This window comes from Vibrio eleionomae (assembly GCF_009874545.1).
In the GTDB taxonomy this organism is placed as follows: Bacteria; Pseudomonadota; Gammaproteobacteria; order Enterobacterales; family Vibrionaceae; genus Vibrio; species Vibrio nitrifigilis.
Window position 1 is genome coordinate 15,667 of sequence record NZ_WEKT01000037.1, and the last position, 13,459, is coordinate 29,125.

Consider the following 13,459-nt stretch of genomic DNA (forward strand, 5'->3'; position numbering starts at 1 on the left):
CGATTACCTTTAGTTCGCTAGCTCTTGAGCTAGAGTTTCAATGTTAGCCAGTAGAGATTCGAAATCCGAAATCTTCAAGCATGGGTTCAAGATTGTGAACTTCAGTGCAGACTGACCATTCACAACGGTTTCGCCTAACACAGCGATACCTTTTACTAACGCTTCTAGACGCACTTGTTGATTTAGTTTGTCTAAGTCTGAGGCGTTAACATTTACGGCACGGAACAATACCGTAGATAAAGCAGGCTCTGCCAACAGTTCAAATGCCGAATTGTTGCGAACCAAATTAGCCACTTGCTGGGTTTGAGCCAACAGATGGTCATACATAGCACCAAGCTGTTTTGGGCCAACACTTTGCATCGTCATAAAGACTTTAAGTGCATCAAAACGTTTGGTTGTCGCGATAGATTTGTCGACCAAATTTGGTAACGTATCGTGCTCACGATTTAGGTAATCCGCATGGTGTAGTAGGTATTTCAAGTTAGCACTATCGTTAACTAACAATGCACCACAACTAATTGTTTGATAAAACAATTTATGAAAATCAACGCTGATTGACTGAGCTCGCTCAATACCAGCAAGGCGATCTTTATGGCTGCTCAGAATCAGAGCGCCACCATAAGCGCTGTCAACGTGCATCCACAACTCATTGGCGGCAGCCACATCAGCAATCGCGTTCAAATCATCGATGGCGCCATGATCGGTCGTGCCCGCCGTACCCACAATCGCAAATGGAATTAAACCTTCTGCTTTAACCCCTGCAATCACAGATTCAAGTTTAGACACATCCATTGTACCGTTTTCATGGGTTTCAACGGCAACAATTGCTTTCTCACCTAATCCCATCCACGCAGCAGATTTTTGCACTGTGAAATGAGATTTGTCTGAACAGATGATACGTAACTTGTGAGCGTATTCTGGTAGGCCAAATTTTTGGATAGAGTGACCGGATAGCTTATCTGCAATCCAATCACGCGCTAGCATTAAGCCCATTTGGTTACTTTGCGTACCACCACTAGTAAAGATGCCATCCGCTTTATCAGATAGGTCAAACTTGCCACATAACCAGTTCACAACTTTCTGCTCAACATAGGTTGCAGCTGAGGCTTGATCCCAAGAATCCATGGATTGGTTTAATGCACCAATCATTGCTTCAGCAACCACAGATGGCATTAATGGTGGCGTATGCAAGTGCGCAATAGTATGAGGGTGCTGAACAATGATGGAATTTTTACCCACCAATTCCGCGGTTTCTTCAATCACATCTTGCAACGACGCGTGTTTGTTATCCAAATCAACGGCATTAATCGCTTGTTCTAGCTGCTCTGGGTTCAAACCTGAATAAGGCGCACCAACTTCTTCAAAAACTTCACGCAAAGCTTCCGTTGTTTGGTTCATCGCACGAGCGAAATCTTTTGCACCCAATGCACCGGTATGAATGAAGTGTTGTTTCCACTCATCATTCTGCGCATCTTCTTCAGCGCGTTGACCACCACCAGCAGCAATGATTGCTTGTTCAAATACACGCAAAGCAAAATCAAGCTGTTCAAATGAAATAATAATTGGAGATAGGAAACGAATTACTGCTCCTTCGCGGCCACCTTTTTCAACAATCAAGCCACGTTCCAATGCCGCGTGTTGAATCGCGAGCGTTAACTTAGAATCGGCTTGCGGTTCACCAAATTTATTTAACGCACCACTTGGGTCTTTGATTTCAACACCCAGCATTAAACCTTTACCGCGCACGTCGGCAATACAGTTCACGCGAGTCGCAATTTTTTCCAGACCCATGCGTAAATATTGGCCGGCAATATTGGCGTGCTCAACCAATTTATCACGTTGAATGATTTCAAGCGCTTTGGCACCTGAGATCATCGCCAATTGGTTACCACGGAAAGTACCTGAGTGTTCACCTGGCTTCCATGTATCGCAGTTCTTGTTGATGACCAAAAGGGACATTGGCATACCACCGCCAATCGCTTTTGATAAACACAGTACGTCAGGCACAATACCCGCTTCTTCAAACGCGAAGTTATAGCCAGTTTTACCTACGCCGCACTGAATTTCATCGAAAATTAGCAAGATGCCGTGCTCATCACAGATGCGGCGCAATTCACGAAGCCAGAACGCAGGAGCAGGAATCACACCACCTTCACCTTGCACTGGTTCAACAATGATCGCCGCTGGCTTCGCCATACCTGCTTCATCGTCATTCAACAGACGTTCAATGTAACGAATGCCCGCTTTGGCACCTTCATCACCACCAAGACCAAACGGACAACGAATATCGTATGGGAATGGCATAAAGTGTACGTCAGACATCAAACCAGTACGGCGCGCTTTGGTACCTAAGTTGCCCATCATGCCCATCGTGCCGTTCGTCATACCGTGGTATGCACCGCGAAAAGCAAACATTGTGTTACGACCGGTGGTCTGCTTGGCAAGTTTGATCGCCGCTTCCACACAGTCAGCACCAGAAGGACCACAGAACTGAATCACGCAGTTATCACCAAGCTCTGATGGTAAGAAACCTTTCACAGCTTTGATGTAGTTTGTTTTTGCTTTTGTTGCGATATCGAGAGTTTGATATGGCAATCCCGCATCCAACTGATCTTTCAACGCCTGATTAATTTCTGGATGGTTATAACCCAAAGCTAACGTACCAGCGCCAGCTAAACAGTCTAGAAACAGTTGACCACGAGTATCCTCAACCAAGCAGCCATGAGCTTGCTTGATTGCAATTGGTAAGCGACGTGGGTATGAACGAACTGCGGATTCATTTTCTGCTTGGTCAAGCAAAACTTGGTCTGGTGTAAGATCATAGATACCTTCAACAACAGGTACCTCATTAGAAAAAATAGTCGAGATAGTGTTTTCGACTTCAAAGGCTGTACTCATTTTATCATCACCTTGAATACAAAATTTTAGTTCACTCCCCCACCCACGCGGTTTGAGGAGACGGACAAATAGCAAACAATCCACTAATGTAAAAACAAAAGTGGTACAACAGCTGCAATGTGGCAGACAAGGCCACAAGAATTAACTTCAGAAAATCAAGGTTCTGTTATGCTCCGGTCTTCTAAGACTGGACATAGAGGAAGTACAAAGCTGATTAATGTGTGCAAGTTACGTGAGTTCAATGTTGGGTTTCCCATTCGTTTGCTGTATCCGCAGCAAGAGTATCCCGTCTACTAATAAAAGGATTTATCAGTACCTACCCTACGCAGTGTCCCAATCAGCCTGATGGTCACTACGCGTATCCCCCAGAAACAACGTCCGAGATTGTTGCGGAAATTAACATAAAAAGATCCACCGGCGCAATCACTTTTCGATGACAATTGACCATAATGAGAGGATTTTATTTTGGGACCAAGATCAAAAGACGTGTTAGATAGTCTTATTTGCAACATGTTGTATATTTACTTCCAAATTTATAAATTTGGTACTATATGTTGTATTTAATTAGTTTGTTGACATGTAATTCTAAATTAATTCTTTATGGTTAGATGCATGGTTAAATTTCACCCAATACGCCTATTTTAATAAAACAAAAAAAAATGAAGCGACATTGCGCTTCATTTTAATTTAGTGATAGAGGTCATTTTATTCAGTAACAGACGCTTCTGCTGTTACTTTTTTGGGCAATGACGCACTTAATAGAAAATAACCAATCACAGCTGCTGATGTTGAGCCCATTAAGATGCCTAAACGTGCATAGGTATCGTAACTTTCTAATGCAGTACCAAACGCAAGTGATGAGATAAAAATCGACATCGTAAAACCAATACCGCACAAAACAGAAACAGCAAATATCTGTTTAAGCTGCACACGGTCGGGCATTTTTGCTAACCCTGTTTTTAGCGCAACCCAGCAGAAGGTGAAAATGCCCAGAGGTTTACCAATAAACAGCCCTAACGCAACCCCCATCGGCAACGTTGATGCTAAACCACTTAATGAGACCCCCGCTAGTGAAATGCCTGCGTTTGCAAAGGCAAACAAAGGCAATATCCCATAAGCAACATAAGGATGCAGCGCATGCTCTAAATGCTTGAGTGGGGAATGCTCACCTTTTTCTCCTTTTAATGGAATAGCAAAGCCAATCACCACACCTGCTAAAGTCGCATGTACGCCAGATTTCAGTACCGCAACCCATAAGATTGCACCAACGATCAGGTATGGCGCTAAGTGGGTAACTTTCTTCGCATTTAATAAAAACAGCAATGCGGTCATAGCGAAACCGACAGCCAACGCTACCGTTGATAAATCACTGCTGTAAAATAGCGCAATAATCACCACCACGCCAAGGTCATCAATGATCGCCAAAGCAAGCAAAAACACCTTCAAGCTGGTTGGCACCCGACTCCCCAATAACGCCATAATACCAAGAGCAAATGCTATATCGGTGGCAGCGGGAATCGCCCAACCTTGAATAGCCTGTGGGTCTTGCATGTTAAAAAGTGAGTAGATTAACGCTGGAGCCAGCATACCACCGACCGCAGCAATGGCTGGGAAAATGGCCGTCTCTTTTGATTTCAGCGCTCCAACCATCAATTCACGTTTGACTTCTAAACCGATTAATAAGAAAAATACCGCCATTAAGCCATCGTTAATCCAATGAGATAAAGACATACCAAACACATAGGTATGCAATGTACTTGAATACGCTTTGGCAAGAGGGGAATTAGCCACAAACATTGCGATAATCGCAGCGATAACGAGTAGAACTCCTCCAGCTGACTCCATTTGAAAAAACTTCTTTACAGATGCAACCATCCAATTCACCTATTCATTATTAGTTTTGTAACATGATGATAACTAAAGTGTAGCTGCTTAATAGAGCGGTGAATAATCGCTTGTAATGAACTTAAACCTCGGAATAACCGATAAATAAGGCCATATATTACGATATTTATACTGGTTTGATTAAATTCCCATCAAAGCAGATGGCTGAGAATGAGTAATATCAGGTCAAAAAGTAATAAAAAGGTGAGATTTTATTGGGTATTATAAACAGTTAATTATTAATAACTGATTACACTATGCTTAACCAATAGTTGAGAACAAGACGCTATTATCGACAATAGCGTCATTAATACTTGAGTAAAAAGTGGGAGGAGAAGCACATTAATAACCGGATAAGATCATGAATCCACGTGCGTTGTGGGAACCGCTTACATTAACAGGACCTTCCCAGTATGGAACAACATATGGAAACCACATATTGGCGTTCACAGCAGTTGCTGTAAAATTAATATGATATCTCGGGACTTTGATATGCCATTGGGTCGGCACTAAATGACCGTTTGTCGTCGTATTAAGTGTTGGTATCATAGACATATCGTCTTGAGTCAGCGCGATACTCTCTCCTTGTGGCGAGGTGATCGTGCCAAAAAATCTTGGTGCCTGAACCTGTTGACGAAAACGCGTCACGGTTAGTGTCATGCCATTTTGGATATGAAAAACTAACCAATCCCAATGGCGATTAGATTCCAACACAAAATTATTACCCCAACGCTTACCTATCCAAGCAACACCATGAACCCTTAGAGCTTTGCGCTGTCCTTTGATACGAATTTTGCCTGCAACAGCAACTTGAGGAACATCAAATCCATACAGAGCAGCGGATAATGACGGCTCAATATGTTGGTATCCTTGTTCGCCCGGAAGTTGAATCGGCTGTTTTAAAGCCAAGCCGAGCTGAAGAGATACCTGATCGGTATTCGTATTCAGTTCACCGGGAAACGGATTGGCTTCTTTACCGTTTAAAGACCAATTATCAATCCAAAGTTTAAACGGCTCACGCTGAAATCCTGCTTGGCCAATACCGCCACGTGCCAATTTCTGATCGAACCAAACCTGATGTTTATGGGAAATAGCGACTTGTGCCAAATACAGTTGAGGATGATCCCAACTTACTGATTTACGATCATCATGAGCTAGGCGCATCAAATTCCAGTGCACTCCATAGCGGTTACCTTGCTCATCTTCCACATTAGCAACAAAAGACCACCACTCATTTTGAAAACTGGGATGAAACGCAAAATCGTCCGGCAGAACCACAGGATGATCGGGCATCACTTGTTGATAGTGCTGCTGGTTTAAGAAAAAACTTTCTGCCTTCTTAGAATGCAAAGATCCAGTAAGAAGCCCAGCCCCTGTTGACCACAGTAAATAAGCAAGAGCAACAAAAAACAGAACGATGATTCCGATAACCACAGGTACGCAGCTATTACGACGGAAAAACTTCATTAGAGAGCGTCCCTTAGTGAGGTCATCGGCGATTTACGGACTAAACGTAAAACAGGCAAAGCACCTGCGACAAGTAGAGCTAACATGGAAAATAACGCGGTTTCGATATATTTACTGGTCACTAACTGTACTTGCATGGTCCAGCCAAAAGAATCTCTAATGAGTACATCGACCATCAGGTTAGCTAACATTATCCCAAGAGGCACTGCAATAAGTAACGCAATCGCCCAAAAGACAAATAACTGTAGTGCTCCAACAAAAACTAACTCTTTCGCTGAAACGCCTAAACAACGCAAAAGAGCCACATGCCGTTGGCGCGATACTTCTCCGGCTAAAGTGGCGAAAAAAATGCCACATACTGCAATCAATAACGTAATGTTGCCGAATGTATCAGTTATAACGAATGTGCGATCAAATACTTTCATTGCTTGCTGATGGATATGCTGATTGCTATAGACTCGCTCAACATCGTAATGAAAACGAGCATACAACCTCTGTTTGAGTTCTTGCATATCGGCACTACGGTCATCTTTTGCGCTGTCTGGCTGAGTAACAACAGCGAGTGAAATATCCCCTACGCCAGTGAATACAGACATCCATTGGTATTGAGACATCATAATTTGACCATATGGATTACCGTAATCGTAATACACACCAGTGACTAACCAACGTGGACCGAGTGGTGATGGTAAATCGATAAAATCACCTGGCCGGATATGATTTTTGATCGCCATTGATTCACTCACCATCAACGCTTTAGCTGAATGAGTGAAATACCAATACTGCGGAATTGCAGTTTTAATGGTCAAGGAGCGGCGTTCTTGCTCAGAGTTACCCGTACTCACCACTTGAATCGTGCCCGTTGAAGTAGCGACATCTTTCTTCCAACGCCACCAAACTGCTTTAACCTCTGGCTGTTTTTCTAGCCAATTGCTCACTTGAGTCGCACTGTTGTTGGTAGGATAGATATATAGGTCTGCCGCTAATCGATCACTTAACCAATGGTCTGTAGTGTTACGAAAGCTGCCAACCATGGTTTCGACACCAATGTTCGCCGCCATAGCAATCATAAATGCCATTGTGGCCACACCACGATAACTCATACTTGCAGCGGCATCAGCAAAAAACCAACGCACTTTCACCCAAAAAAGCCGGTAAGAAAGGAAATCGAAAATCTTCCAAACCACATAGGGAGTAAATAGAGCGACACTTAATAACACTAAGCCAATTAGAACAAACCCAAGTGCTTGAGTTTTAGGGGCTTGATAAACAGCAAAAGCCAACATTGCCAGAACAACGGCGAGAATCGCTTGCACAGTAAATTCGGCTCCAGCAAAACGAACTAAAGAAAGTCGCGCTGTTAGGCGAATCGGTTGCGACTTTAATAGGCGCCACAACGGCCAAGCACATGAGCCAAGCGCACCAATGACAGCCATCACCAAACTATATAAGCTCCAGCTCCATTGCCAATGGATCGCGAGGCCAACATTGGCACCGTACAAATCATGTAAACTGGCAGATACTGATGGAATCAGGCGATTAGCCAGCATTAAACCAAACATATTACCGCATATCCAGCTCACCAATATCAGCAAAGACAACTCAACAAGTAACGCTTTAGCTAACTGAAAATCCGTGACACCAGCTTGACGCAACATCCCAACCAAAAGTTGGCGCTGAACAAACGATAAAGACATCGCTTGATAAAAAATAAAGATCCCGACCAAAAATGACAACATGCCCATGGCAGTTAAATTAAGATGGAATGCGTTCGTGAGTGCCGATAATTCGGTTTTTACTGTGCGGGAAAGCACCATGGTTTCAGGTATTTGCTGCTTGAGTGATTCCAACTCAGCCTTGGTCATCTCTCCACAACCAATTTCGGATAGACCCATATGATGTTTGTAATGACGGACCAATGACATATCCGCCACCATATGAGTGCCTTTAACCAAACCGACAGTATCAATCATGATGGGGCCCAATTGGGTACCATCATCTAGAGTAATAAAATCGCCATCTTGCCAACTTTGTAGTTTAGCTAGGTCGGCACTCACCAAAATGGGATGTGGTGGATACATTAACTGTAGTGTGGATAAATGGTTTAACGACAACCCCTTCTTTAAGGGCACCATCGCCACCGGATCAATACCCACTAAATTGATGTCGACACCTTTACGAGTCGTTAGCGTCGCATTATCAAAAGGCACACATTGACTAAAACCAGCTCGGCGCAAATTAACGTAAAGGTCTTGTGGCACACGTCCGGCCAAATAACGAGGACGAATACGGTATGGTAAAGGCGTTGCAAAAAGTTTTTCACCGTGTTCGTAGGATTGCTTGGCGTATTGATTAATTGCGGTAACGCCGGACAACAGTGACACACCTAAAGTCAGTCCGAGCCACACCAAAATGATTTGCAGGGGATACCGGCGGTAGTGACCCAGCAGCGCTTTAACTACTGGCCATAACATGTAACTGACCTCCCTGCAGCTTAATGCGCCCGTCCATATGTTTGGCCACTTGTTCACTGTGAGTGACTAACAAAAGTGTACATTCCACTTCTCGTGCCAGATTAGTCAGCAGACGCATCACAGCTTCTGCGTTACGCTCATCTAAACTGCCTGTCGGTTCATCAGCGAGCAAGATACGAGGCTCCATATACAATGCGCGTGCTATCGCTGCGCGTTGCTGCTGACCACCAGAAACTTCTTCAGGATAACGTCCTAATAAAGGCATCAGATTGAGAGCAGTAAGAATTTGACGCCACAACCCCGGATCATGCGGTAAACCTTTTAGCTGGCGGCAAAAGCGAATATTATCTGCGACATTAAGTGTTGGCAGCAGGTTAAACTGCTGAAAGATATGGCCAATATTATTACGACGAAATTCGGTTCGCTTCTTTTCAGATGAAGAGTGTAAGGCAAAATCATCAAACCAAATCTCACCTGCATCAGCGATATCGAGACCAGATATGAGATTAAGCAACGTACTTTTTCCAGAGCCGCTTTCACCCATTAGTGCAATTTGATCGCCTCGGTTTAATGTTAACTGAGCCCCCTGTAGCACTGGATGAAATTCATCGCCGTCTACATATCCTTTGGATAGGTCCTTTAGTTGTAACATTAATACTCTCGCAATCTGATTTAACGGGTGCAGAATCTACACCAAATTACGTTTCGGAGAAAGTAATTTGCAGTCCAGATCACATTATATGCAATATTTTGCACTTAAGTGGAAAAATATTCGCCATTTATAGGGTCTATGCCCCATTTTGTGTCACGACCAATGTAGATTACAAAGTAGTTCGGGTGCCTTGCTAGCTACTTAGGCTAGCAATGATCATTGAGCACAAATCCTAACATACTTCTCCTTATCATGGACAAGGAATTAGATTACCTTTATCACTTATTGACACCTTTTCAATGAGGAATTGCTAAATAACAAACGAATCAAGCAAGATACTGATTTGTCAGTAATAGATTCGATAGTGCGTGCTACACTGTTCACCAAGCGGTGAGATTTGGCAACACAAGGACAACGAATGAAACGAATATTAGTACTCGGTGCCTCAGGATATGTAGGATCACAGTTGGTCCCGCTCCTCATTGAACAAGGTTACAGGGTCACAGCTACTGCGCGTAATGTTGCTTTTCTTCATGGGCGATTTCATGCCCACCCTCGCCTAACCATTACTGAGCTCGACCTTTCCGATAAACACGCTGTGGATAACACCATCATGGATTATAATCTGGTCTTTTTTCTCGTTCATGGCATGGCCAAAGGTTATGACTTTTTGAGTTATGAGCTCTCACTAGCGCAAAATGTGCGCGATGCGCTCGCAAAAAGCCAAATCGAGCATGTGATTTACCTAAGTGCTATTCAGCCTCCTTCAGGTTCATCAGAGCACATTCAAGCACGTAAAGAAACGGGCAATATTCTACGCCAAAGTGGCGTTAAAGTGACCGAATTAAGAGCGGGTGTCATCATTGGCCCCGGATCCGCTGCCTTTGAAATCATGCGAGATTTTGTTTATAACTTACCCATCCTTATCGCGCCTAAATGGGTTGATTCTAGAGCAAATCCGATTGCACTTGATGATCTCAATTACTATCTCTTATGTTTAATCAATCATGTTCCCGAAGAGAATGAAATTTTCGAAGTTGGCGGTCCAGAGGTGCTTAGTTATCGTGAGCAATTTGCGATTATTTGCAAACTCGCTAACCGACCGTTTCGTTTGTGGTCAACTCGATTATTAACCCCTAAAATGGCCTCTTACTGGCTATCTCTCGTTACATCCGTGCCCAAAAATATTGGTAGCGCATTACTCGACGGGCTGTCGCATGATTACATCGCTGATTCGCGCCCGATTCAAGAACGCTATCCTCAACCTCTTACTACCTATCGCGATGCCGTAAAAGCGACCATTGAAAAAGAAGGATTGTTCATGCGCAGTAAGGTGTGGGGATACGATCCAACAGCTTTGACACGTTGGCAATCTGGGTTCGGCTTCTATCCTAAACAAGCCGGGGCAACACTCACGACTTCAGCGAGCACTGAATCATTATGGGAAGTCATCCAGACAATTGGCCACCCAAATGTGGGTTACTTTTTTGCCAATATTTTGTGGCGTACTCGAGAATGGCTCGATCTTTTTGTGGGCGCTGGCCGTCCGGTAAGACGTACACCACCAGGGCCAGAATTACAGGTCGGTGACTTTATTGACTCTTGGAAAGTGATCCGCTGTGAAAAAAATGCCTTTCTATCGCTCTTCTTTGGTATGCGAGCACCGGGATTAGGCCGGTTGGAATTTCGTATCGATAACAAGGAACAGCAGCGCAGTATAGATATTCGGGCGTGGTGGCACCCAAAAGGTTTTTTAGGCTTATTGTATTGGTTTGCTATGATGCCTGCCCACTTATTTATTTTCCGCGGCATGGTCAAAGCCATCGAGAAAAAAGCATTAGCGTTAGATAAAGCCAAATCACAGCGATAAAAATGCCGCCAACATATGGCGGCATCAGATACCAGTCACGTCAAGATGCTGTTGCTGCAAGAATGTATTTGAGCTTCATGAGCTCATCAACAAGCGTATTTCTGCTTCTTAACGTCGTTTGGGAACGGTTTACTTAACCTGAAACCCTAGCGGGATTTCAGCTAACTGCAAACCTTGGTTAGCAGGGTAAACAACATATTCACCGTGATATTTTACGTTTGATTTGTAATCAGTGCGCTTGTGCACCATAAAGCCAGCTTGTGAGGCCAACTCAATAAATTGATTATGATTGCCACGCACAAACCAACTCATCGGTTTAACCAAACGTTCACCATCAAAACATGATTCACATTGGTCGGCACACAGTGCCAGAGAGTTTTGTCCTGAGGTAAATATTTGTACTTTGCCCTGCCCGACAATCGGTTCAGATGTAGACACTTCCCAATCAGCACTTTCCATCAGATCAAGAAAGGCTTCAATCTGTTGATCAGTAACGATTGTTTCTACAGCATTAGCAAAAAACTGTGCGTAAAAAGCGGCAATTCGCTGAAATGTCGGTAACAAGTTGGCATAGTTACCTTTTGATCGCCCTGCCTTTTGCCAGCGAGTTAAATCATCGCCGACACAACGATGGAAACGTTGTCCTTTAAGCGCTTTAGTCACCCAACGCACTAAAAAATGATTATTTGCTACAGGTGCATTCGCCAACTTACCCGATTGATGCTCTGCATCAAGTTCAGCTAAGGCAGTGTTGACCACATTTTGAATTTCTAAATAATACTCTGTCACTATGCTTTTCTTCCAAATATCCAATAGCAAGTTACTGATAAAACTGAACACCCAGCCATCACAAACACCATAGGCCAAGTGGTATGGTCGGGCATAGCGGCCACTAATGAGCCAATCAATGAACCGGTACCAAAACGTAACGTACCAGCGAGAGAAGATGCCGTTCCGGCCATACGTGGATAACCGCTCAATAGTAGCCCCATTGAATTACTGCCAATGGTTGAGATGGTTCCAATGAACAAGACAACAAAAGGAACTGTCCCCCAAATACCAGCGCCAAGCCACCAGCCAATAAATAGGCCAATACCTGCGAGCAACTGTACCGTCAGGCCGAATCTAAGCATGGCATGAGAACCGACTTTTTTCACCAAACGTCCGTTGATCATCGTCATCACGATCATCGCAATGATATTGGAACCAAATAAAAAGCCAAACTCTGAGGGCGTGACACCGTAGATATCGATATAGACAAAAGAGCCCGCGGTTAAAAATGCAAACATTCCGGCAAAAGAAAAGGCGCCAGAAAAAATCAGCCCCATCGCTTCTTTATTACGACATAAACTGAAATAATTTTTCAGTGTACTGCCCAAATGCAATGGCAACCTATTCTCTGGCTTTAATGTTTCTGGGATCTGCCACAGAACAAGTACAATCACTAAAAATGCGAAGATCACCAGCGCCCAAAAAATAGAACGCCAACCAAACCAAATTGCAAAATACCCACCAAGCATTGGTGCTAATAACGGTGCTAATGTAATCGTTAAGGTCACAAAAGACATCGCGCGGGCAAAATCTTCGCGGTCAAACATATCACGGACAACAGCCTGAATAATGACGGCTGCCGCAGCACCAGCAAAGCCTTGTGCTGCGCGAACCCAAGTCAGCTCATAAATGCTCGTCGATGTCGCACTAATAATTGCGGCCAACGCAAAGAAAAAGATCCCAGCAATCATCACTGGGCGACGACCATAACTATCAGCTAGAGGCCCATGGATCAATTGACCAATTGCGAACCCTGCGGTATACGCAGTCAGCGTTACTTGAACAGCACCGGGGCTCACGCCAAAGTCTTTTGCAATGGCAGGCATTGCTGGTAAATACATATCGATTGCAAGTGGGGTCAGGGCGCCAATAGCCCCCAGTGCAATAAACATTAACAACCCAATATGGGAATGAGAATCAGAAGTTGTTGAGCGCATAACTCTCCATTGTGAAAAAGAAGCGAAATAGTGAAACAACGTCACTTCGCTGAGATTGAGGTGTTCCTCAATATTGCATGACTTTATGGGGCGACTGGCTAAAGCAATCGTCCCTTGTATAAAAAGGTGTTGTTATAATTATACCCAAGAGCTCTTTAGATGGAGGATTCAAAGCCTTATTTAAGGCTAATGTATTCTCGCTGAAACAGCATCTAGAGACTACTTA

Annotated in this window: 8 protein-coding genes; 1 reads left to right on the forward strand and 7 read right to left on the reverse strand. The window is 43.8% G+C overall.

What is annotated here, in order from left to right:
• Window positions 1-9 precede the first annotated feature (9 nt).
• From F9817_RS16580 to F9817_RS16600, 5 genes are all read right to left on the reverse strand, one after another.
• Window positions 10-2,898: a pyridoxal phosphate-dependent class III aminotransferase gene (locus tag F9817_RS16580; protein WP_161157275.1), complete on the reverse strand. Its 2,889-nt coding sequence runs from the start codon at window positions 2,896-2,898 to the stop codon at window positions 10-12.
• 705 nt (window positions 2,899-3,603) lie between these two features.
• Complete coding sequence (gene nhaA, locus F9817_RS16585) at window positions 3,604-4,773, reverse strand: Na+/H+ antiporter NhaA (RefSeq protein WP_161157276.1); 1,170 nt, start codon at window positions 4,771-4,773, stop codon at window positions 3,604-3,606.
• A gap of 351 nt (window positions 4,774-5,124) precedes the next feature.
• Window positions 5,125-6,249 (reverse strand): lipocalin-like domain-containing protein, encoded by a 1,125-nt coding sequence (locus tag F9817_RS16590; RefSeq protein ID WP_161157277.1) that lies wholly within the window; start codon window positions 6,247-6,249, stop codon window positions 5,125-5,127.
• The gene (locus F9817_RS16595) at window positions 6,249-8,723 is read right to left on the reverse strand and encodes an ABC transporter permease (RefSeq protein ID WP_161157278.1); all 2,475 of its coding nucleotides are present in this window, start codon (window positions 8,721-8,723) and stop codon (window positions 6,249-6,251) included. The genes F9817_RS16590 and F9817_RS16595 overlap by 1 nt, the downstream gene beginning before the upstream one ends.
• Window positions 8,704-9,375 (reverse strand): ABC transporter ATP-binding protein, encoded by a 672-nt coding sequence (locus F9817_RS16600; protein WP_161157279.1) that lies wholly within the window; start codon window positions 9,373-9,375, stop codon window positions 8,704-8,706. The genes F9817_RS16595 and F9817_RS16600 overlap by 20 nt, the downstream gene beginning before the upstream one ends.
• Before the next feature lie 418 nt (window positions 9,376-9,793).
• Here F9817_RS16600 and F9817_RS16605 point away from each other — a divergent pair, with 418 nt between their 5' ends.
• Window positions 9,794-11,245: a DUF2867 domain-containing protein gene (locus F9817_RS16605; protein WP_161157280.1), complete on the forward strand. Its 1,452-nt coding sequence runs from the start codon at window positions 9,794-9,796 to the stop codon at window positions 11,243-11,245.
• 129 nt (window positions 11,246-11,374) lie between these two features.
• Here the strand turns inward: F9817_RS16605 and F9817_RS16610 are convergent, their stop codons facing one another.
• Both F9817_RS16610 and F9817_RS16615 read right to left on the reverse strand, forming a co-directional pair.
• Entirely contained in the window at window positions 11,375-12,034 is a 660-nt protein-coding gene (locus F9817_RS16610; RefSeq protein WP_161157281.1) for a DUF2913 family protein, read from the reverse strand.
• Window positions 12,034-13,233: a Bcr/CflA family multidrug efflux MFS transporter gene (locus F9817_RS16615; RefSeq protein ID WP_161157282.1), complete on the reverse strand. Its 1,200-nt coding sequence runs from the start codon at window positions 13,231-13,233 to the stop codon at window positions 12,034-12,036. Before F9817_RS16615 ends, F9817_RS16610 begins: the two co-directional genes overlap by 1 nt.
• Between the last annotated feature and the right edge of the window lie 226 nt (window positions 13,234-13,459).

Excerpts from the sequence above, each read along its gene's own strand:
- F9817_RS16600 (WP_161157279.1), bottom strand. The coding sequence starts at position 9,375 with ATGTTACAACTAAAGGACCTATCCAAAGGATATGTAGACGGCGATGAA.
- F9817_RS16580 (WP_161157275.1), bottom strand. The coding sequence starts at position 2,898 with ATGAGTACAGCCTTTGAAGTCGAAAACACTATCTCGACTATTTTTTCT.
- F9817_RS16595 (WP_161157278.1), bottom strand. The coding sequence starts at position 8,723 with ATGTTATGGCCAGTAGTTAAAGCGCTGCTGGGTCACTACCGCCGGTAT.
- F9817_RS16615 (WP_161157282.1), bottom strand. The coding sequence starts at position 13,233 with ATGCGCTCAACAACTTCTGATTCTCATTCCCATATTGGGTTGTTAATG.
- nhaA (WP_161157276.1), bottom strand. The coding sequence starts at position 4,773 with ATGGTTGCATCTGTAAAGAAGTTTTTTCAAATGGAGTCAGCTGGAGGA.
- F9817_RS16590 (WP_161157277.1), bottom strand. The coding sequence starts at position 6,249 with ATGAAGTTTTTCCGTCGTAATAGCTGCGTACCTGTGGTTATCGGAATC.
- F9817_RS16605 (WP_161157280.1), top strand. The coding sequence starts at position 9,794 with ATGAAACGAATATTAGTACTCGGTGCCTCAGGATATGTAGGATCACAG.